This is a genomic window from Enterococcus sp. 10F3_DIV0382 (assembly GCF_002140245.1).
Taxonomy (GTDB): Bacteria; Bacillota; Bacilli; order Lactobacillales; family Enterococcaceae; genus Enterococcus_B; species Enterococcus_B lactis.
Genome location: NZ_NGMF01000001.1, coordinates 996,188 through 1,016,411, shown reverse-complemented (window position 1 = coordinate 1,016,411; position 20,224 = coordinate 996,188). Strand labels below are relative to the sequence as shown.

The window sequence follows — 20,224 nt, the reverse complement described above, 5'->3', positions numbered from 1 at the left end:
CATATAAATAAAATTTATTATACCTGCTCTTTTTGACTATATCCTCATCTGACTCCTATACTTCGTTTGTATTAAAACTTAGGAGGAATCATTCATGCTTACAGGGTTAAACTTATTAAATAATCCTTTTCTAAATAAAGGAACAGCTTTTACAAAAGAAGAACGGGCAAAATACGGAATCACTGGTATGCTTCCAAGTACTGTCCAAACATTGGAACAACAATCTGTCCAAGCTTACGGTCAATACTTAAGCAAACAGACCGATTTGGAAAAACGTATCTTCTTAATGAATCTATTCAATACGAACCGGACATTGTTTTATAAATTGATGGGCGAACATTTAGTTGAATTCATGCCTGTCGTTTATGATCCTGTCGTTGCGGATTCAATCGAACAATACAACGAAATTTTCTTGAAACCACAAGATGCTGCATTTCTTTCAATCGACGAACCAGAAAACATCAAAGCAAGTTTGAAAAACGCAGCAGATGGACGCGACATTCGTTTGATCGTTGTGACAGATGCAGAAGGAATCTTAGGTATGGGTGACTGGGGTGTGAACGGTGTTGACATCGCTATCGGTAAATTGATGGTCTATACTGCTGCGGCTGGTATCAATCCTGCACAGGTCTTACCTGTATCGATCGACGCTGGTACTAATAACGAAGAATTATTGAATAATCCATTATACTTAGGGAATCGTCATGCTCGTGTAGAAGGCGAAACTTACTACGAATTCATCGATCAATTCGTTCAATCAGCTACTGAATTATTCCCAGAATTGTTATTACATTGGGAAGATTTTGGACGAGGAAATGCTGCAACGATCTTAGAAAAATACGAAGATAAAATCACTACTTTCAATGATGATATCCAAGGCACAGGAATCGTTGTACTAGCTGGTGTATTAGGTGGATTGAATATATCAGGTGAGCAATTGAAAGATCAAACAATCTTGACATTTGGTGCTGGTACTGCTGGTGTAGGTATCGCAAACATCCTTTTAGATGAAATGATCCGTCAAGGTGTACCTGAAGAAGAAGCACGCCAACATTTCTATCAAGTAGATAAACAAGGTTTATTGTTTGAAGATACAAAAGGATTGACTCCTGGTCAAATCCCATTCGCTCGTAAACGCTCAGAATTCACTAATGCTGATGAATTGACAAACTTAGAAGCAGTTGTAAAAGAAATCCATCCAACGATCATGATTGGTACTTCTACCCAACCTGGAGCATTCACTGAAGAAATCGTGAAAGAAATGGCGGCTCATACCCCACGTCCAATCATCATGCCTTTGTCTAATCCAACAAAATTGGCAGAAGCAAAAGCAAAAGATTTGATTGAATGGACGGACGGAAAAGCTTTAGTTGGAACTGGTATCCCTGCTGCTGATGTGGAATATAACGGTGTAACTTACCAAATCGGTCAAGCAAATAATGCGTTGATGTACCCAGGATTAGGGCTTGGTTTGATTGCTTCAACAGCTACACGAGTAAATGCTGAAATCATTTCTCAAGCTAGTCGAGCATTAGGCGGAATCGTTGATGTAACAAAACCAGGAGCAGCTATCTTGCCTCCAGTAGCAAAAATCACTGAATTCTCTCAAACGATTGCTGAAACTGTCGCAAAATCAGTTGTTGCACAAAAATTGAATCGTGAAGAAATTACGGATATCAAAGAAGCAGTTGAATCTGCTAAATGGGTTCCTGAATATAAATCTTTAGAAGATTAAGATTGTTATAGTAAAAGAACATACAGAAACTTTGTATGACGTCTAAAAAGAAAAAAGCGACTGCGGCAAAAGAGCAGCCAGCCAACTACTGCTCTTTTGCCGCTTCTCTTTGGCTTTTTTCATACGATACAGAATAAGAAAGGATCTGTAAAAATGGCACAAAAAACAACAACTGCAACTGCAGTTGAGGAAAAGAAAAAAGAAGGATTTTGGTCAACAAAAATTACCGGCGTAAGTTTGCCCCTTTATTTGATCATGGTCCTTGTCCTAATCATTGCAATGGCTTTAGGAAAATTACCGACGAATATGATTGGCCCAATCGCTGTTTTGGTCATTTTCGGTAATTTATTTCATTTTATCGGGACAAAAATCCCTATCGTCAAAAGTTATTTAGGTGGTGGCTCCGTCTTTGCGATCTTTGCCTCTGCTGCAATCGCTACATTTGGGATCTTACCTGAGTATGTAGTGAAATCCACAGAAAACTTTGTCAGCAATATGGGCTTTTTAGACTTTTATATTGCTGCCTTGATTACTGGTAGCATCCTTGGTATGAACCGTAATCTATTGATGAAAGCTTCTGTTCGTTTTATTCCTGTTGCACTTATTTCAATGGTCGTCTCCTTTTTTGCCGTAGGACTCGTAGGTATGCTTATCGGAAATGGTTTTGCAAATTCCGTTTTATATATCTCATTGCCCGCAATGGCTGGTGGTGTTGGAGCCGGAGCTGTACCTTTATCAACGATTTATGCAAATGTTTTAGGTACGGACGCTTCTTCTATCATTTCCCGCCTGATTCCTGCGACAGCAATGACAAATGTCCTAGCTATCATTGGTGCAGCGTTAGTTGCTCGTGCGGGACAATCAATGCCAAAATTCAACGGTAATGGTAAATTAATGGAAAAAGGCGACCTTGGCGATGGAAAACCTAGAAATGTAAAACCTTCCATTCCACAATTAGGTGTTGGTCTGATGGTATCATTGACTTTCTTCATCTTAGGACAAATCGGTAACTATTTTGTTCCTAAAGTCCATGCGTACGCATTCATGATCATTATCGTTGTTATCTGCAAAATCGCAAACCTATTACCAGAATATTACGAAGATGCAGCTATCATGTTCAACAACTTGATTGTCAAAAACTTGACAGCAGCTGTTCTTGCCGGTATCGGTATTGCGTTATTGAATCTGAATGTATTAGCTTCTGCTTTGACATGGCAATTTGTTGTCTTATGTTTGACAAGTGTTATCGCGATTTCAGTGGTTTCAGGATTTGTCGGTCGTTTGTTTGGTTTATATCCAATCGAATCAACTATTACTGCTGGCTTATGCAACAACTCGATGGGTGGTACAGGAAATGTAGCTGTCTTATCTGCAGCTAATCGGATGGAACTTATTGCTTTTGCTCAAATGGGCAATCGGCTTGGTGGTGCCATCGTTTTGATCATCTCAGGTTTCTTGATGCAATTACTTTCTTAGTCAAAAAAATACCTGATCATCAAGTATCGACTTGATGACCAGGTATTTTTTGATAAAAATTTACAGGATTTTCAAAAATCTTTTTTGCATTTTATCGGAATGATAACCGATGTGTTCATAAAATCGGTGTGCTTCTACTCTGTATTCTGCAGAATTAAGTCTTATTGCTGATATTCCTCGTCTTTTCGCTTCTTCTTCTACGCCAGTCATCAAGGCCTTTCCGATTCCTCTTTTTTCAGCATGTTTAGACACAGCAAGTGCCATAATATTGAACATCGGATCGCTGAAAATCGATTCATAGGACTCCGCATGTACATAGCCAGCTGCTTTTTTAGAAATAGGATCTTCATAAACCAAAAAAAAATTTTTTTCTGGCTCCTTCAACAGTTTCTTCATTTGTCTCATCGTAACGGTTAATGGTACATCATACCCTAATTGTTCCGCATTGATTTCTCGTAGTGCTTCTGCATCTCCTAAACACATTTCCCGCAACATCCAAATCACCAGCCAATTTTTATTTTTTTAAATGAATTTTTTTATCACAGTATACTCCTTTTTTCATTTAAAAAAAGACTTTTCAGTGATTTTGACTTGCTTGAATCCAGATCCTTCTAATGTTTGCAAGATGACGAAAGCATTGTAAAGATTGATCAAAAGAACCACGATGACAATCGCTTGAAAAATAAAGGTCACTTTTTTTGGAGACAAAATCCTGCTAAATCTTGCTCCCCACAAACCTCCAATAACAGCAGCGGGGATAACATAAAACAACATAGATAAATCAAAGCGCATAAAGCTACTTGTTAAAGCAATCGTTACCAATTTTGCCAGTTGAGAAAAGAAAATCGTAGATAGAGAATATAGTGTTGCTTCTTTTATTGGCAATGCAAACATCAGCATCAACAAAGAAACATTGACTGGTCCACCACCAATACCTAAAAAGCTAGCTAAAAAGCCCAGAACCACCCCACATGTAAGGTACCAAGTCCATGACGTCAAATGAAATTTTGGCTGATGATGCTTGGTGTAGAAGAACGCAAAAACCAAGGTCAATACCGTCAAAAAAATTTGGATCAGCTGCACATGCTTCTCGTTTTCAAATAACTGTAAAAAAACTTCGAATACAATGTTGCCGACTACTCCTCCAACAACAGCTCCACTAGATACCCAACCGACAATCTGCCAGTTCAGTGATTTCCCGCTTGATACTTGTCGCACAGTCGAAACAATGGACATCGTGAATACCGCAACTGTTGAGTAAAAAGAAATCCCTGCAACAGAATGGGCACCGATAAGATCAAGGATCGGTTTGATCAACACGCCTCCACCCATCCCGGAAATAGCGCCAACTGTATTCGCCAGAACGATCACCACAAAATAAATCAGACCAATCATCTTGTATTTCCTTTCTCTTGTTTATTTCTTTTGGCGATTTTTACTCTTTTCTTTTATTATACAGTAAGAGAAACAAACGAGGCTTCGAAAGCTTTTCTACTTTTTAAGGAAATTTAGTGCTAAACGAAAAGAGGTTCTGAAAAAGCTGTCCTGCATCAAGTAATAAGAACAGCCAAACAAAAATAGCTCCTCCTATTTTTCGTTTGGTTGGGCTTATTACCGCAGATGCAAGCTTTTGAACACCGTTTAAGAAAGAGGTCGTGAGCCTGCCGTTCAGCTCCGAGTTACAAGGAACAATTTCAAAAAAAGCTTCTCATGTTTGATGAATATTGTGACCGAGGAGTTGGTAGGAGAACACCGTTTAAAGAAGAGGCTGCGAAATCAGTGTTTTGACCTGATTATTAGAGAAACAAACGGCAAAATAGTTCTTCATATTTCGCCGTTTTTCGAGCGAATGCCGAGGAGCAGCTGATTGAACATCGTTTATTTGGAAAAAGGGATTGTGACAAGACGTTTGTCACAATCCCTTTTTTATATCTTATTCATTCTTTCGTTCTATTCTTCTTCTTCCGCCATGAATGTATTGAATACTTCTTCGATCATATCCCATTCTGCGTCTGTTTCGATTTGTTCTAACTCGCCTTCTGTTCCATCTTCGTTTTCGATGTATGCATAAGCTTGTAATTCTACATCTTCATCTTCTGAAACACCAGCTGGATATAAAAGAACATAGTTACGTCCAAATTCTTCTTGTCCGTCAACTGTTAGCAAGATTTCGTATAATGTTTCATTTCCTTGGTCATCCACCAATGTGATGTGTTCGTGTCCTTCGTGTTCGTGGGAATGGTTATGTTCTGTCATAAGATTACCTCTTTTCTTTTTATTATTAAAATAATTGCTTACCTGAGCCGTCTAAATAATTTTGTAAAATCATCACAGCTGCTAATTTATCGATGACTTTTTTTCGTTTCGCTCTTGAAGTATTTGCCTGCTCTACTAGCATACGTTCTGCCTGAACAGTGGTTAGTCGTTCATCTTGATAATCAACCGGCAAGGAGAATAGTTCTTTGATCTTCTCTCCATATAACAGGGAAGCTTCTGCCCTTGGTCCGATGGAATTGTTCATATTCTTAGGTAATCCAACTACAAAACGGTCTACTTCGTACTGCGCCACTAATTCCTTCAACCGATCAAAGCCAAACTCTTCTTCTGCTTCATTGATTCGAATGATTTCTACACCTTGAGCTGTCCAGCCAAAGGGATCGCTCACAGCAACGCCTACTGTCTTAGAACCGACATCCAAGCCCATTACTCTCATAAATTCACTCCATGATTTGAGAGGTAGTCTTTGACAATTACTTCCATGATTTCATCGCGTTCGTGACGGCGAATCAAATTTCGTGCATCACGATAACGAGGAATGTAGGCCGGGTCTCCAGAAAGCAAGTAGCCGACAATCTGATTGATTGGATTGTAGCCTTTTTCTTCCAAAGCCCGATAAACAATCGCTAATGTTTCGCTCACTTCTTTTTTGCGACTATCGTCAAAACCAAAACGTACGGTTTCATCTGTAAAACCCATGATTCTACACCTCTTTCCCGCAAGGTAATTCCAGCTTACCTTCTACACCCTTATTTTACTCGAAGAAAGGGAAAACTACAAACAAATATTCCAAACTTCTGAATAAATTAAGAAACATGATTTGTCTGATTTTTCCTTTTTTCTGTGGCTTTTTCAAAAGCCCTCTTTCCATAAAGTATACGCTATATTTCTTTGAAAGTATGTTTTTACACATTTTTTTCATAAAGTTCATAAAAAATTCGAATTGCTGCTACTAGTTTTTCGTTTTCATTGCTTGCCCTGTCTCATAATTGATGGTGTAGCCATCTTGAACATTGTAGATAAAGACATTGAATTCAATTTTTTTGTCTTCAATACTTTCTGCTTCCAACTGCACACCTCTTGCTACCAGTTCATTTCCCTCGAAATGAGGAGTGACACGATAGCGTACATGATGATTTGTTTCTTTGATATATGCCGCAATATCATTTTCGTGGGCAAGCATGTACGGAGCATTCAACGAACGTGTCCCTGTCATTAAGTTTTTAATGTTATTATTTTGACCAGTCAACTGGAAACCAATCAAATGGCTGCGGTTGTATAACCATTGTCCGTCACTTAATTTCTTTTGTTTCCAACCTGTCGGATCAATATACAAAGGTTCTCTCTTTTCAGTAGGAAACAAGTCTTTTCCCAACATCGCATTGGCTTGTCCTACTCTGTTCAATTTGTCTATATTTGAATAGCTTTCCCATGTCCCTTTGGAAAGACTAAGATCCTCTTTTGTAAACTCCGGCTGATTCCCATTGATTTCTATTTCTTGATGTTTTCCATCATATTCTGGTACATCCGCTACTTGAGAAGCTTGCGGTGTGGAATCAAAAATAGTTGTAATTTGTTGGAAGATATCTGAATCTTTTTGTGTGGTGGAAATACCGAGTGCCCCTGCAATGACAGCAGCGACGATCCCCACGATCGCCTTGGTTGTTTTTTTGCTCATTTCTTTACTCCTTTACTAACAGCTCCCTAAATCTTAACATATGTTCCCCTATAAATAAATACTGGAAAGAAATAGAAACAGTAAAAAAATAAAACCAGTTTTTAGACGGCTTAAAACACAAAAAAGAGACGGATTCCTCGTCTCTAATCGTTCACAACTCTATCTGTGAGGTATTTATTATCATTAAAATTTTTTTCATAATCAAGACAATACGTTGATTTCACACCTTCTTTTAAGCGGGTGACGGGAATCGAACCCGCGACATCAGCTTGGGAAGCTGGGATTTTACCACTAAACTACACCCGCGATACAAAAATAGTATACGCCTCTTTTACTCCTTCCTCAAGTTTTTTTATTCTTTACGCTTCCGATATGTTTTGTAGTAAAATAAAACTAATCAATCAATTATTGGAGAAGATGCTATGACGGGAAAAGAATTAGATCTGCTGCTAGACACTTGTCTACTCGCTGGGAAAATCATGATGGAAAGCAATGCAGAGATGTATCGAGTAGAAGATACGATGAGTCGAATTGCTTTAGCTTCTGGAAATTTCCGTTTGGTCAGCTATGTCACGCAGACTGGTCTCTTTATTGGTCTTGATCGTACCTCGACCATTCGAATGGAACAAATCACCAACCGTTCGATCAATTTAGAAAAAGTAGTAAAAGTGAATGATCTTTCACGTAAGTATGTTGCTTCAGAACTAACATTAGAAGAACTTTACAGTGAATTGCAGGCAATCGACCGAGACCGTTCGTTCTTTCCTGTCTGGTTGCAGATCGTTAGTGCGGCAGTTATCAGTGGAACAATCATGGTGTTATTCGGCGGAAAGATGACCGATTTGCCTGTGACTTTAGTTATTGGTGGATGGGGATACGCAGTTTATCTGTATAGTTTGAAATTTTTTAGAATCAAATTTTTATCGGAATTTTTATCTTCTTTATTGATTGGCATAGCTGCTATCTACAGTGTTCGTTTTGGCTTAGGAAGCAATCAGGATTTAATTATTATCGGATGTGTGATGCCTTTGGTTCCTGGGGTTCAAATTACGAACGCTATCCGTGATTTGCTAGCTGGCCATTATGTGTCAGGGGTTTCTCGCGGAACAGAAGCGATGATGACTGCTACGATGATCGGTTTTGCGATTGCTTTTATTTTCCAGCTTTTTTATTAAGAAAGGAGCACGAGTATGGGCACGTTATTTATTCAATTTTCTTTTAGTTTTTTAGCGACTGCGGCATTTGCCATTGTTACAAATGTCCCTAGGCGTTCATTGATTTGTTGTGGTCTTTCTGGTGCTTTCGGCTGGATGATTTACTGGATCTGTGTTCAAATGGGCGGATCTGCTGCTTTCGGGTCATTGCTTGGCTCTTTAGGAGTCGCATTCATCAGTGATCTTTTCTCTAAACGTTTGAGAATGCCTGTAACGATTTTCAATATTCCTGGGATGGTTCCTTTAGTCCCTGGTGGTTTGGCTTATCAAGCGGTTCGAAATCTCGTTACTGAATCCTATCAAGAAGCAGCTCATTATGCGGTCCAAGCAATCATGATAGCTGGAGCAATTGCTTTAGGTCTCGTATTATCGGAAGTCTTTAACCATAACATCCGCAACTTCAAAGTAAAGCGCGATGCCATCATGTTGAAACGAAAAAAACGGCTTTTTAAATAAACGAAATGTAACAAAGAAAAGGATATGACAGAAATAATTAGCTTCACGAAATAAGACAGGATTCACGAAAAAGGTTTCTTAAATTTTTGTGAATCCTATCTTATTTTTCGAAGAAACTACTTCTGGAACACTGTTTAGTAGAAATGGTGAAAGCAGCGTCTTGGTCTGAGTATTAGCAAACAAAATGGAAAAAGGAACTTGCATGATTAACTTAAGTCTGTTTACTAAAAAGTGAGATATGATCCTTTATTTTTAATTGTTTAAAATGATTCATTCCTTATCTTTTCTTGAATAAATTTCTTTAGTTTATCAATACTTCTCTTACCCATCTCTAGTTGTTCTCCATTCGTAAACGTTACTATTTCATTTACTCGGTTAATAGATGCAATGTTTTCAGTATTAATGATGTAGGCTTTTAAATCTTTACATAAATACTCATATTCCAGTGTTTTTTTATATTTTTTTATTGTGCCGTTTATGAGTGCCTCTTCGTCTTTCAATACCAAGCCTATCTTATTTTTATAACCTGGCATACTCATTAGATAAAGAATTTCATCGTAATGGATATAATGATCGCTATTGCCATAACGAACAGACGTCCACTTTTTTTTGTTTGCTTGTTGAACAGGCTCGTTCTCTTTTTCTTTCAATAAGTAACTTTGGATGTTTTTTTTATTTTTTTCATAAGTGAATTCTTTTATCAAATACCTGCTAGGCGTAATATTTCGGTTAATAACAGCTATTGCTTTATTCGGATGAGAGGTCAAATAAACAATTCTACACTTCGCATTCTTTTCTCTAAGCATTTCTCCTAGTTCAATCCCGCTGTAATAAGCGTTCAAATCGATATCAAGAAAAAAAATATCCGATGAACGAATATCATTGTTTTTGACAAATTCAACAAACTGCATGACGTTCAATCCCTTGATTATCTCGAAATTCCAAGGAATCAGTAAATTTCTGGATTCTTCTAAAATATCTTCTATCATTTTTTCAAAAACCAAACTGTCATCCAAAATAAATATACGTGTTATCATACAAAGTACCTCCACTTGATATTTTACTATTTAAATTATTGCATACCATTTTTCTAAATATATTTTAGGAATAAATTGTAATTCTCTTCACAATCTTTTCCAACACCTTTGAAACCGCTATTAACTACATTCAGCATGCAACTTCTAAAATAAATATCATTTTACAAAACATATCAAATAGCCAAATATCTCATACAAAAAAAGCCAGACAACCGACGTCCTTACACGTCAACTGTCTGAGCTATGTTCATTTATTTTTTCTTTTAAAAAGAACGATACACATACTGATTTTTCGGAGCAGATACTTTCTCAGCGTTTGTCACAACTACAGATGGAATTTCACGCTTGAATGGTTGATAATAGTCCGATTGGATGGTTCCTTCTATTTTATACCACTCATCGTTTTTAACCGTTACTCCTTCCGGCATATGTGTTAACAATCCAAAGACTCCTGAATCTGCCACACAATGGATAATACCGAATCGGAACAAGAAGATATCTTCATTGCTATCGTTTGGTGTTTGGTAAACAAATCCTTCGTAGCTGATTTTTTTGCCAATGAATTCGCTAGGGTAATTATAGATCAGCTCCATGACTTCTAAATAATTTTCATCTGTGATCTCGATAGTCTGCTTATCCCCATACTTCTCTTTCAGTTCATTCATTTGGTCTAAATAGTCTGATTTGTTGAAATAAATACTTGTATCTGGCTTTAGGTATTGCGTCTGCATCTCCGGGTCCCCTACCGATTCTTTGCTTACCGGAAAATTAAATCCTTTGGCTTCTACGATCGTAGTATCCAGACTAACTGTTGGAAACAACGTACCAACGATTACTGGCAAAGCAAGCAGTACATAGGCGATTCCACGTTGATAAGGTTTCGATAACCCATGGTCGTGATCATGATCATGCTCGTGCGTCTCTTCCTCTGCTTTTCCGTTTTTGACCCACAAATACAGCTGAACTAAAGCCAAAAGAGCGGATAAAATCATCGAAAGAATAGCTAAATAACGATAGTGGACATTGATATATTGATCAAGTTTACCAGAAACTTGCAAATACATCATCAATTCGAAATAGCCAGATAAAATCAAAAACCGCAGCATATTTTTCCTCCTAGATAAATAATGTGAATCCAACAACGCTAAGGGCAATCAGTCCGATCAGCGATAAAATAAAACGTCCTGTAAAATATCGTTTCATCATCAATAGATTTTTGATATCGACCATTGGACCAAAAACCAAAAAGGCAGCTACAGGTGCTGTGCCGAACAGACTTAACAAAGAAGACCCTATAAACGCATCTGCTTCTGAGCAAAGAGACATCGTAAAAGCTAATAACAGCATGATAATGATGGCTAAAATCTTTGTTGAGCCGAGCGTTAGCATCATTCTAGTTGGTAAATAAGTCTGCATCGCAGCTGCGATTAACCCACCAATGATCAAATAACGACCTGTATCAAAAAATTCATCGATTGAATGTGTCAACACATGCCCCGTTTGATGGATCAGCTGATTTTTTGGTTCATTCTTATCACTGTGTTCTTCTTCATGCACATGATGATGGTGATCTTCTGCTACTTTAGAGGAGATTTTTTCTTTCAATACAGCGTCTTTTTGAAAATAGGCAAGCCAGACACCAATCACAAGGGCAACAAAAAAGCTGCCCATCACCCGCCAGCTTGCCATCTGCCAAGAATTGCCAAATGCGATAAACGTGGAAAAAATCACAATGGGATTAATGATTGGCGCTGTCAGCATAAAAGCAAATGCTGTGTGGACCGGCACGCCTTTTTTTACAAACTGATGAACGATTGGTACGATGCCGCATTCACATGAAGGAAAGAAAAATCCTAAGATCGAACCAGTAAAAATAGAGAATATACGATTTTCAGGAAGCCATCGCTTCACACGTTCTGGGGTCAAAAATACTTGTAAGGCGCCTGAGATAAGACAACCTAATAGTACAAAGGGTAATGCTTCGATAACAATTGATAAGAAAATCGTACTCATCTGCAAAACCGAATTGGGAATAAAAGAAAACATGAGTTTCCTCCTTTTCATTTCTAGTTCATTCGCTTTGCAAATATACGCTTTTATTCAAAAAAAAACAAGTTGCTCTGTAAATTTTTACACAACTCTTATTTTTTACCAAAGCACTTCAATTGACTTTTTCTATTATTCCCATTAGATTAAGGACTCGTACATATCACTGCTATCACAAAAAGGAGAATAAAAATGAAACAAACCACTAACTTGTCTGAAGTTCAAGACATACTGCAACAATCATCCGTTGCCATCGTTTATCTTTCGATGCCTAATTGCAGTGTTTGTCACGCTGTTCGTCCACGATTGGAGGAGCTGCTCACCCATTATGATATTCCGGCACTTCATTTGGATGCATTCGAAACACCAGAAGTAGCTAGCAGATTTGAAGTATTGACTGCGCCAGTTGTTCTGATTTTTCATCAAGGCAAAGAGGTCTTTCGGCAAGCGCGGTTCATCGACTTTAAAAAAATCCGTCATTTACTAGATGAACTGACAGCAGAAGATGACTCTCTTTCTTATGAAGAAATCTTTCGAACAGAATAATCATTATCCAAACAGAAAAAAGCGATTGAACAAGTGAAAGTTTCGCCTTCATTTGTTCAATCGCTTTTTATTTTTATTCTGCTGTATTTTCGGAATGCGCATTTGCGTCAGAATGCAAGAAATAGATCAAGGTTTGCAATTCATTCGTCAAATCAACATTTTGGATCAATACATCTGACGGAGCATTCAATCGAGCAGCGGTAAAGTTCAAGATTCCTTTGATTCCTGCTTCCGTTAACTGATTGACTACTTCTTGTGCTCTTTCAGCGGGAATCGTTAAAATCGCTACTTCGATTTGCTGGATCTTGATTTGTTCCGACATATCTTCCATTGGATAAACGGGGATACCGTCTACGATGCGTCCAACGATTTCTTCATTCACATCAAAAGCACAACTGATACGTATGCTATTACTTTGATGGAATTTATATTTTAGTAAAGCACTTCCCAAGTTCCCTACACCAATCAGCGCAACATTTGTCAATTGATCATCATTTAATGTCTTCGCAAAAAAGTGCATAAGATCTTCTACATCATACCCATACCCACGTTTTCCTAATTCGCCAAAATAAGAAAAATCTCGACGGATCGTTGCGCTATCTACTTGAACGGCTTCACTTAATTCAGTTGAAGACACTTTTTTCTTTCCAGCATTATTTAAAATCCTTAAATAACGATAATACAAAGGCAGTCTTTTAGCTGTCGCCTTTGGAATAATATGATCTTTCACGAAATGACCTCCACGTATTGTCTAATTACATCTTTGATTTCTCCATCATAGCAGTATTTATAGGAAAAAATCAATTCCATTGCTCAGATATTGTGAAATTTTATTCTTTATTCATTTATTTATCATTTCTGCAAATCTCGCAGTATAATGGAATTTATGGTAGACTACTAATTGAAAAATAGTTTTTTATTTGAGGAGAATTCACAAAGTAGAAAAGAGGATTCCATGATATTATTACAAGCCAATCAGATTGCTCGCCATTTTGGTGCAGAAGTCTTATTTGAAAACATACATTTAGAAATCAGTACAGGCGCTCGTGTCGCTTTAGTTGGCAGAAATGGCGCCGGAAAATCGACTTTATTAAAGATCATTGCTGGAATTGAAGCACCTGATGAAGGAAAGATCGCTAAAAATAAAACAGCGACTCTCGGATACCTCGCTCAGGACACAGGACTTGATTCCAATGAAACAGTGTGGAACGAGATGCTGAAAGCTTTTGAAAAAGTTAGACAAATGGAACAGCGGATGCGCGAACTAGAGATTTTCATTAGCGAAGGTACGCCAGATACACCCGCTTATACTTCTTATTTAAAAGAATATGATCGACTGCAACACGATTTTTCGGATCGAAACGGCTATGGTTATGAAAATGAAATTCGTTCCGTATTGCATGGGTTTAAATTCGATTCTTCCTTTTATGACCAGAAAATCGATACTTTATCAGGTGGACAGCGCACACGTTTAGCTTTAGCTCGCATGCTTTTGCAACACCCTGACATTTTGATTCTAGATGAACCAACGAACCATTTAGATATCGAGACACTTTCCTGGCTTGAAAATTATTTGCAAAGCTATACCGGTGCATTACTGATTGTTTCACATGACCGTTATTTTTTAGATAAAGTAGTCAATGAAGTTTATGAACTAAGTAGAAGAAAAATGCGCCATTACAAAGGCAACTACTCGAAGTATCTAGACTTGAAAGCAGAACAGCTGACAAGTGAATGGAAGGCTTATGAAAAGCAACAGACAGAGATTCACAAATTAGAAGACTTCGTTGCTCGGAATCTTGTTCGTGCCTCTACCACTAAACGGGCGCAAAGTCGCAGAAAGACATTAGAAAAAATGGAACGTCTGGATCGTCCTCAAGGGGATGAGAAACAAGCAAACTTTCTTTTCAGTATAGAAAAACCTTCTGGAAATGTTGTCTTGCAAATCGAAGATGCCGCTATCGGATATGATGATGTCACCTTATCTGAACCAATCAATTTGGATATCCGTCGTCAAGAAGCGATTGCTCTAGTTGGTCCGAATGGTATCGGAAAATCAACGTTGCTGAAATCGATCATCCACCAGATTCCTTTTATCCGTGGCAAAGAAACGCTAGGGACAAATGTCACCATCGGCTATTACGATCAAGGGCAAGCTGATCTGCATACAAACAAGACGATTCTAGCAGAATTGTGGGATGAGCATCCTACCACTCCAGAAAAAGAGATTCGAAGTGCTTTAGGTGCTTTCTTATTTTCTGGCGAAGATGTAGAAAAACCAATCCCTCTGCTAAGTGGCGGTGAAAAAGCACGGGTTGCTTTAGCCAAATTAGCGATGAACAAAGAAAATTTTTTGATTTTGGATGAACCAACAAACCATTTAGATATTGACAACAAAGAAGTATTAGAAAATGCATTGATCGATTATGACGGCACACTGCTTTTTGTTTCCCATGACCGATATTTCATCAATCGGATCGCGACAAAAGTCGTCGAACTCTCTGAAAATGGTAGCAAAGTCTATCTAGGAGACTATGATTATTATTTAGAGAAGAAACAGGAAGAAGAAGAAATCGCCGAATTATTGGCACAAGATGAGCCAGAATCCGCTCCTGCTCCTACGAATAAATCCGATTATTACCAAAGCAAAGAACAGCAAAAGCTTATCCGTAGCCTTCAACGAAAAATCACTCAGGTTGAAGAAGAAATGACGCGGATCGATGAATGGATCGATCGGTTGGAACAAGAAATGGTCGCACCAGAAAATCTGGAAGATCACGTAAAACTCAATGAGCTGAATCAAGATTTAGAAGCTGCTAGACAAGATCAAGAAACAAAATTGACGGAATGGGAAGAACTAAGCTTGGAATTAGAAGAATACGAGAATTAAAAGCCAATGGAAAGAGGTTGTGACAGCACTGTTGTCATAGCCTCTTTCTTTTTTATGCAGAAACATAGCGAAACCGTTCTCTTTTTCTTACTATTTTTCTCTACTGACAAAATAAACAATAATTTTCCGGCACAATTATTTGCTGTTTTTTACCATAACATAGTACGATCAACGTAGAAAAGGAGATGTTTTTATGAAAGTTGTTGTCATTGGCGGTGTAGCTGGCGGTCCTTCGTTTGCCACTCGTTTCCGTCGATTGAATGAAGCGCACGAAATCATTATCTATGAACGCGGAGAAAATATTTCTTATGCAAGTTGTGCTTTGCCTTATTATTTAGGAGGTGTGATCACTGACCGTGACTCGCTGATCGAACGTACACCAGAAATATTGAAAACAAAAAACAACATCGATGTCTTTACTAAACACGAAGTAACAGCAATCGATCCTTCTACTAAGCGATTAACAGTTAAAGACCTATCCACAAATGAAGAAACAAAAACAGATTACGATAAGTTGATCATCTCTTCTGGTGCTAGACCAGATTATCCGGATATTCCCGGAGTTTTTGAAGCAGAAAACGGCTTTGTCCTCCGCAGTGTGACAGATGCGGATCGAATCAAATCGTTTCTTGAAGAAAAAAAACCACAACATGTTGTCATCCTTGGCACAGGTGTTATGGGTCTGGAATTAGCTGAGAATTTCAAGCATCGCGGCTTAGACGTGACTTTAATCGATCAATTGCCACAAGTCGCTTTCCCTTATGATCCAGAAATTGCTGTTTTAGTTTATGACAAATTGCTGAAAGAAGGATTAGCCGTTCATTTAGAAACAAGAGTTACTGAGATCCGTGATAAAGGTCGAGAAATAGTATTATCAAATGGCTCCGTCCTTTCTGCTGATATGCTAATCTTTGCTGTTGGTGTTTCTCCGAATAATGAAGTGGTGAAAGCAGCCGGCATACAATTATCAGATACAGGCCAGATCATTGTTGATGACCAGTTACAAACCAATCTACCGGACATCTATGCGATTGGCGATATTATCGAAACGACTAGTGTAGTGACTGGGCAGCCGATCCAAAGTATGCTTTCCAGTGCGGCCAATCGGCAAGGACACATGCTGGCAGATATTTTAAATGGTACGCCTATGCGCTATCGCGGATATATTGGTGCGGGTGTCGCAAAAATCTTTGATCATACAGCAAGTTATGCGGGAATGACAGAACATGCATTAAAAGCATCAGGCATAACAAATTATAAAACTGTTTTTATCACTCCTTTTGACCATGCCTATTTCTATCCAGAAGCTACAAGATTAAATCTAAAGCTGATTTTTGATGCAGATAGCGGTCGGATTTTAGGTGGACAAGCATTTGGAGAAAAGGGAGTCGACAAACGGATGGGAGAACTTTCTGTAGCGATCACCGGAAACTTGACAGTCTTTGATTTACCCGATCTTGAGTTGCCTTACTCTCCACCGTATTCTACTACCCGTGACCCGCTGAATATAGCTGGTTATGTCGCAATCAATCAAATGACAAATATCGTAGAAACGATCAAAGCAAGTGATATACCCGAAAACGATTTGAAAGAAGCGTTCTTTTTAGATATACGTGAACCTAATAAAGTACCTTCTGGCAGTATCTCGGCAACAAAAAATATTCCAATGAATGAGTTACGAGATCGAATCAATGAAATCCCAAAAGATAAAAAAGTTTACATTACTTTTAGAAGAGGATTGAATACTTATACTTCTGCACGAATCTTGTCAGGTTTGGGTATCAAAGCGATTTTGATTGAAGAATAAAAAAAACGACCGCGGTGAGTGGCCGCGGTCTAGGAGTTATTTTTACTTGAGGAGTAAAAATGAAAAAGTATATAGGGTTGTTGGTTGGTATGTATATAGAATAGAAGATAAATGTGAAGAAATTGTGCATTATTTCTTCACATTTATTAGGTTATAGTTTAAGAAAGTTTAAATATTCCACAGTTTGGTTATTTTAGGCGTTTCTTTTCATAAAATTATCAGGCATCATCTTAGTTTCTCAGCACTAGGAACTAATAAAACACTCTTTTTGGATTTTTCTTCTGTTTTTCTCTTATCTGATAAAGTTTGTTTTAATTCCTCTAATCTCGCTAAATCGATTGGTTTACGTTCCGTGATACTAGGAACTGGTGTGCTGAGAACCGCTTTTCTATATTTATAATATTTTTCCACCATCTCGTTGATTTTATAATGACGAGGGGCTATTCGACTGATCATTTCTTCTATAACTTCGTCATTCAATTTTCTATTTGGGAGATTTCCATCAAGGCAACTGATCAAAAGATTATAGCGTATTTGGACTTTTCTTTCTAATTCTTCAACGAATGGTCCACTAGTATTTGATACTTTTAAGAAATTTAATTTTTCTGATTCTATATTCAACCAATAATGAAGATAATCAGATAAATATAATTTATTTTTCAGTTTCTTAACCATCTCCTCTCTAAAATTCCCCACACATTCGTCTGGTACAGTATCGATAGAATAGGGCATCAAGGTCACTTGTGCTGATTCTACTACAGCGCCTAACCGATTATATGATTCTTCTATCGAATTAGACTGACTAGTTTCTTTCGCGTAGTATTTCCTGTAAGGTTCTAATTTTTTTAACAGATCCATATTCACATCAAATCCCACTGCTTGAAAATGAGCATTTGGCTTCTGTTGGCTTTCGTTACTTTGACTCACAAAATCATATCGCTTATTTTTTTTGAAAAATCTCGATAATATTTCATATCTATTCATACAGTCTTCTCCCTTTCTTTTGTCGATTACCATATCATTTTATTGAAAAGAGGGAAAGGTCATTTTTTTTCTTTTGGTTTATAGAAAATGAAAGATATAGTGAAGGATTTATCGGATTCGATTGGTCATACATGTAAGATCAGGAAATAAAAAAAGTGGATTTCTCCACTTCATAAAAATCTAGCTTTTTGGAACACTACATTTTTTATAGCCAAACTTCTTTTGCGACTTGCTGCAATAATTGGATTTTCTTCCATTGTTCTTCTTCTGTTAAATGGTTTCCTTCTTCTGTTGAAGCAAACCCACATTGAGGACTGATACTTAGATTTTCCAACGGTACAAATTGTTGTGCTTCTTTTATTCGTTCTTTTATCTTCTCCGTATCTTCCAAATCTGGAAACTTAGAAGTGACTAATCCTAAAACGACTTTACTTTCTTTATTATTCCAATGTCTTAAAGGGGTAAAATCACCTGCTCGGTCAGAATCGTATTCCAAAAAGAAACCATCATAATTCGTTGAAAATAACTCTTCTGCAATGGGTTCATATCCACCGGAGAACAGCCACGAAGAAGCGTGATTCCCGCGGCAGATATGTGTCGTGATCGTCAAATCTTCTGGTTTGTCTTCCAGTGCGTTATTGATAATCTCTGTACAAATATGAGCCATTTCTTTCGGATCAATTCCTTTTTGAAGAAGTGTTTCTCTTTTAGTTTGATCAGCTAGAAACGCCCAATTTGTATCATCGAATTGCAGGTAACGGCAACCTTTTTCATAAAAAGCATGAATCGCTGCTTTGTAAGTAGATGACAAGTCCTCATAAAAATCAGATAGATCAGGATAGATCTCATTGATTTTTGAAGAACCATCGTTAGATAGAATCTCTTGTCGTAAAATCATGGTGGGACTAGGGATCGTTGCTTTTGCAACAAAAGTATCATCTGTTTCCACTACTTCTTTCAGAAAAGCAAAATCTTTTAAAAATGGGTGGTTTGGATTGAAAGATAATTTATCTACTACTCGAATATTATAAGCTGGAGCTGCTTTCCCGTGGAATGTTTGATTATATCCAGTTTCTGGAACATAGCCTTCGATACCATTTAGTTCTTCTAAAAAATCTAGATGCCAAAATCCGCGCCGAAATTCGCCATCCGTAATTCCTTTGATGCCCACTGCTTTTTGATCTTCTACTAATCTCTTTATCTCCTGATCTTCGATTGTACGAAGTTCTTCTTTTGAAAGTAAGCCTTCTTGAACTTTTTTTCTTGCTTTTTTGATTGATTGCGGACGTAAGAAACTTCCGACATGATCTACTGTAAATGGTTTGTTTTTGCTCATTTCACTCACTCTTTTCTTTGTTTTTTTGTAAAAAAAAAATCCTTTTACTAGCAAATACTAGTAAAAGGACGATTATACTCGTGGTACCACCTTTTTTCAGAAAAAACATTCTTTCTCTCAGCCTGACAATAAAATCAGTGGTCTTGGTAACGAAAGACTGTTCGTTTTTGCCTACCTTTCGACAAAAAATCCTCTAAGGCCATTTTCGACAGTCAACTTCTAGCTTTTTACACCAACCAAAGCCTCTCTTGAACCATTTCCTGTCTACTTTCCTTCTCATCGGATACTATTAGAATAAAATTAGAATAGCATGTTTGAAAGAAAAGTCAATAGGGGATAAGAACAAACAAAAACTAATTTGTTATCTTTAGATTACTTCCTTAAAATAATTATATCCGTTTTAACTACATAAAAAGGACTTAATTTTGGAAAAATTCCCATCAAAACTAAGTCCTTTTTATTATAGTTATGCAAATTTGCTGATTTCTTCATTATTTCCGTCTTATGAGGTTTTAAAAAGTTTTATAGTACGTTCTATATTTTCAGCTTCCTTATCCCCATATAAGATGCGTTCTACTTTACCATTTTTTATAAAAATTACAGCAGGAATACTTTCGACACCTAATTTATTATAATATTTTCTGAAATTATCAACATCGGTTTTATTTCCAGTAGTATCTAGGTAATTAATTTCTAGTTTTTCCTTTTCCAAATAAGAAATTAATTTTGGTTTATATAATAT

General features: G+C 37.4%; 20 protein-coding genes, 1 tRNA gene and 1 other annotated feature. Of the genes, 7 read left to right on the top strand and 14 right to left on the bottom strand.

The genetic code is table 11. From position 1 onward, the window contains the following. The first annotated feature begins 94 nt into the window (after window positions 1-94). Window positions 95-1,735 carry a malolactic enzyme gene (locus A5849_RS05090; protein WP_002308484.1) on the top strand — a complete coding sequence of 547 codons (1,641 nt, stop codon included), beginning with the start codon at window positions 95-97 and terminating at the stop codon, window positions 1,733-1,735. A gap of 153 nt (window positions 1,736-1,888) precedes the next feature. Continuing rightward, window positions 1,889-3,211 carry a 2-hydroxycarboxylate transporter family protein gene (locus tag A5849_RS05085; RefSeq protein ID WP_002308483.1) on the top strand — a complete coding sequence of 441 codons (1,323 nt, stop codon included), beginning with the start codon at window positions 1,889-1,891 and terminating at the stop codon, window positions 3,209-3,211. Window positions 3,212-3,271: 60 nt separating this feature from the next. Here A5849_RS05085 and A5849_RS05080 read toward each other — a convergent pair whose 3' ends face one another. From A5849_RS05080 to A5849_RS05045, 7 genes are all read right to left on the bottom strand, one after another. After that, window positions 3,272-3,706: a GNAT family N-acetyltransferase gene (locus A5849_RS05080; RefSeq protein ID WP_002347773.1), complete on the bottom strand. Its 435-nt coding sequence runs from the start codon at window positions 3,704-3,706 to the stop codon at window positions 3,272-3,274. A gap of 63 nt (window positions 3,707-3,769) precedes the next feature. Next, window positions 3,770-4,606: a sulfite exporter TauE/SafE family protein gene (locus tag A5849_RS05075; protein WP_002334885.1), complete on the bottom strand. Its 837-nt coding sequence runs from the start codon at window positions 4,604-4,606 to the stop codon at window positions 3,770-3,772. Between the two features lie 555 nt (window positions 4,607-5,161). Then, entirely contained in the window at window positions 5,162-5,467 is a 306-nt protein-coding gene (locus tag A5849_RS05065; RefSeq protein ID WP_002308458.1) for a DUF1292 domain-containing protein, read from the bottom strand. Between the two features lie 25 nt (window positions 5,468-5,492). Further along, window positions 5,493-5,924: a Holliday junction resolvase RuvX gene (gene ruvX / locus A5849_RS05060; protein WP_002345289.1), complete on the bottom strand. Its 432-nt coding sequence runs from the start codon at window positions 5,922-5,924 to the stop codon at window positions 5,493-5,495. Further along, a complete protein-coding gene (locus tag A5849_RS05055; protein WP_002290885.1) occupies window positions 5,921-6,187 on the bottom strand; it encodes an IreB family regulatory phosphoprotein in 267 nt (88 codons plus the stop codon). The genes ruvX and A5849_RS05055 overlap by 4 nt, the downstream gene beginning before the upstream one ends. 253 nt (window positions 6,188-6,440) lie before the next feature. Continuing rightward, window positions 6,441-7,166 carry a DNA/RNA non-specific endonuclease gene (locus tag A5849_RS05050; RefSeq protein WP_002313453.1) on the bottom strand — a complete coding sequence of 242 codons (726 nt, stop codon included), beginning with the start codon at window positions 7,164-7,166 and terminating at the stop codon, window positions 6,441-6,443. A 235-nt stretch (window positions 7,167-7,401) separates the two neighbouring features. Continuing rightward, window positions 7,402-7,472 (bottom strand) — tRNA-Gly (locus A5849_RS05045). A gap of 116 nt (window positions 7,473-7,588) precedes the next feature. On the opposite strand from A5849_RS05045, the gene A5849_RS05040 reads away from it, so the two are divergent. Next, window positions 7,589-8,341 carry a threonine/serine exporter family protein gene (locus tag A5849_RS05040; protein ID WP_002308449.1) on the top strand — a complete coding sequence of 251 codons (753 nt, stop codon included), beginning with the start codon at window positions 7,589-7,591 and terminating at the stop codon, window positions 8,339-8,341. A gap of 15 nt (window positions 8,342-8,356) precedes the next feature. Beyond that, window positions 8,357-8,836: a threonine/serine exporter family protein gene (locus A5849_RS05035; protein WP_002308447.1), complete on the top strand. Its 480-nt coding sequence runs from the start codon at window positions 8,357-8,359 to the stop codon at window positions 8,834-8,836. 260 nt (window positions 8,837-9,096) lie between these two features. Here the strand turns inward: A5849_RS05035 and A5849_RS05030 are convergent, their stop codons facing one another. The 3 genes from A5849_RS05030 to A5849_RS05020 form a co-directional block, all read right to left on the bottom strand. Then, window positions 9,097-9,873: a LytTR family DNA-binding domain-containing protein gene (locus A5849_RS05030; RefSeq protein ID WP_002345291.1), complete on the bottom strand. Its 777-nt coding sequence runs from the start codon at window positions 9,871-9,873 to the stop codon at window positions 9,097-9,099. Between the two features lie 263 nt (window positions 9,874-10,136). Beyond that, a complete protein-coding gene (locus tag A5849_RS05025) occupies window positions 10,137-10,979 on the bottom strand; it encodes a TIGR03943 family protein (protein WP_002308441.1) in 843 nt (280 codons plus the stop codon). 10 nt (window positions 10,980-10,989) lie between these two features. Next, on the bottom strand, window positions 10,990-11,919 hold the full coding sequence (locus A5849_RS05020; RefSeq protein ID WP_002313450.1) for a permease: 930 nt from the start codon (window positions 11,917-11,919) through the stop codon (window positions 10,990-10,992). A gap of 192 nt (window positions 11,920-12,111) precedes the next feature. Between A5849_RS05020 and A5849_RS05015 the strand changes: the two genes are divergently transcribed. Next, entirely contained in the window at window positions 12,112-12,465 is a 354-nt protein-coding gene (locus A5849_RS05015; RefSeq protein WP_002308437.1) for a thioredoxin family protein, read from the top strand. Window positions 12,466-12,538: 73 nt separating this feature from the next. Here the strand turns inward: A5849_RS05015 and A5849_RS05010 are convergent, their stop codons facing one another. Next, complete coding sequence (locus A5849_RS05010) at window positions 12,539-13,195, bottom strand: redox-sensing transcriptional repressor Rex (RefSeq protein WP_002287746.1); 657 nt, start codon at window positions 13,193-13,195, stop codon at window positions 12,539-12,541. Window positions 13,196-13,420: 225 nt separating this feature from the next. Here A5849_RS05010 and A5849_RS05005 point away from each other — a divergent pair, with 225 nt between their 5' ends. Beyond that, entirely contained in the window at window positions 13,421-15,355 is a 1,935-nt protein-coding gene (locus tag A5849_RS05005; protein WP_002345292.1) for an ABC-F family ATP-binding cassette domain-containing protein, read from the top strand. A 193-nt stretch (window positions 15,356-15,548) separates the two neighbouring features. Continuing rightward, window positions 15,549-17,162, top strand: coding sequence for an FAD-dependent oxidoreductase (locus A5849_RS04995; RefSeq protein WP_002345293.1), 1,614 nt, complete (start codon window positions 15,549-15,551; stop codon window positions 17,160-17,162). Window positions 17,163-17,387: 225 nt separating this feature from the next. Here the strand turns inward: A5849_RS04995 and A5849_RS04990 are convergent, their stop codons facing one another. The 3 genes from A5849_RS04990 to A5849_RS04975 form a co-directional block, all read right to left on the bottom strand. Continuing rightward, window positions 17,388-18,146 (bottom strand): hypothetical protein, encoded by a 759-nt coding sequence (locus tag A5849_RS04990; RefSeq protein WP_002345294.1) that lies wholly within the window; start codon window positions 18,144-18,146, stop codon window positions 17,388-17,390. Window positions 18,147-18,351: 205 nt separating this feature from the next. Continuing rightward, window positions 18,352-19,482 (bottom strand): 5-methyltetrahydropteroyltriglutamate--homocysteine S-methyltransferase, encoded by a 1,131-nt coding sequence (locus A5849_RS04985; protein WP_002345295.1) that lies wholly within the window; start codon window positions 19,480-19,482, stop codon window positions 18,352-18,354. Window positions 19,483-19,543: 61 nt separating this feature from the next. Continuing rightward, window positions 19,544-19,771 (bottom strand) — a binding site (T-box leader). A gap of 213 nt (window positions 19,772-19,984) precedes the next feature. Next, window positions 19,985-20,224 (bottom strand): thioredoxin domain-containing protein (locus tag A5849_RS04975; RefSeq protein ID WP_241694621.1); only part of this gene is annotated, 240 nt, incomplete at its 5' end.

Bases quoted from the DNA above. Each gene is read 5' to 3' on its own strand.
- A5849_RS05030 (WP_002345291.1), bottom strand. From the start codon at position 9,873: ATGATAACACGTATATTTATTTTGGATGACAGTTTGGTTTTTGAAAAA.
- A5849_RS05085 (WP_002308483.1), top strand. From the start codon at position 1,889: ATGGCACAAAAAACAACAACTGCAACTGCAGTTGAGGAAAAGAAAAAA.
- ruvX (WP_002345289.1), bottom strand. From the start codon at position 5,924: ATGAGAGTAATGGGCTTGGATGTCGGTTCTAAGACAGTAGGCGTTGCT.
- A5849_RS04995 (WP_002345293.1), top strand. From the start codon at position 15,549: ATGAAAGTTGTTGTCATTGGCGGTGTAGCTGGCGGTCCTTCGTTTGCC.
- A5849_RS04985 (WP_002345295.1), bottom strand. From the start codon at position 19,482: ATGAGCAAAAACAAACCATTTACAGTAGATCATGTCGGAAGTTTCTTA.
- A5849_RS05040 (WP_002308449.1), top strand. From the start codon at position 7,589: ATGACGGGAAAAGAATTAGATCTGCTGCTAGACACTTGTCTACTCGCT.
- A5849_RS05050 (WP_002313453.1), bottom strand. From the start codon at position 7,166: ATGAGCAAAAAAACAACCAAGGCGATCGTGGGGATCGTCGCTGCTGTC.
- A5849_RS05075 (WP_002334885.1), bottom strand. From the start codon at position 4,606: ATGATTGGTCTGATTTATTTTGTGGTGATCGTTCTGGCGAATACAGTT.
- A5849_RS05020 (WP_002313450.1), bottom strand. From the start codon at position 11,919: ATGTTTTCTTTTATTCCCAATTCGGTTTTGCAGATGAGTACGATTTTC.
- A5849_RS04990 (WP_002345294.1), bottom strand. From the start codon at position 18,146: ATGAATAGATATGAAATATTATCGAGATTTTTCAAAAAAAATAAGCGA.
- A5849_RS05025 (WP_002308441.1), bottom strand. From the start codon at position 10,979: ATGCTGCGGTTTTTGATTTTATCTGGCTATTTCGAATTGATGATGTAT.
- A5849_RS05035 (WP_002308447.1), top strand. From the start codon at position 8,357: ATGGGCACGTTATTTATTCAATTTTCTTTTAGTTTTTTAGCGACTGCG.
- A5849_RS05005 (WP_002345292.1), top strand. From the start codon at position 13,421: ATGATATTATTACAAGCCAATCAGATTGCTCGCCATTTTGGTGCAGAA.
- A5849_RS05065 (WP_002308458.1), bottom strand. From the start codon at position 5,467: ATGACAGAACATAACCATTCCCACGAACACGAAGGACACGAACACATC.
- A5849_RS05080 (WP_002347773.1), bottom strand. From the start codon at position 3,706: ATGTTGCGGGAAATGTGTTTAGGAGATGCAGAAGCACTACGAGAAATC.
- A5849_RS05015 (WP_002308437.1), top strand. From the start codon at position 12,112: ATGAAACAAACCACTAACTTGTCTGAAGTTCAAGACATACTGCAACAA.
- A5849_RS05090 (WP_002308484.1), top strand. From the start codon at position 95: ATGCTTACAGGGTTAAACTTATTAAATAATCCTTTTCTAAATAAAGGA.
- A5849_RS05055 (WP_002290885.1), bottom strand. From the start codon at position 6,187: ATGGGTTTTACAGATGAAACCGTACGTTTTGGTTTTGACGATAGTCGC.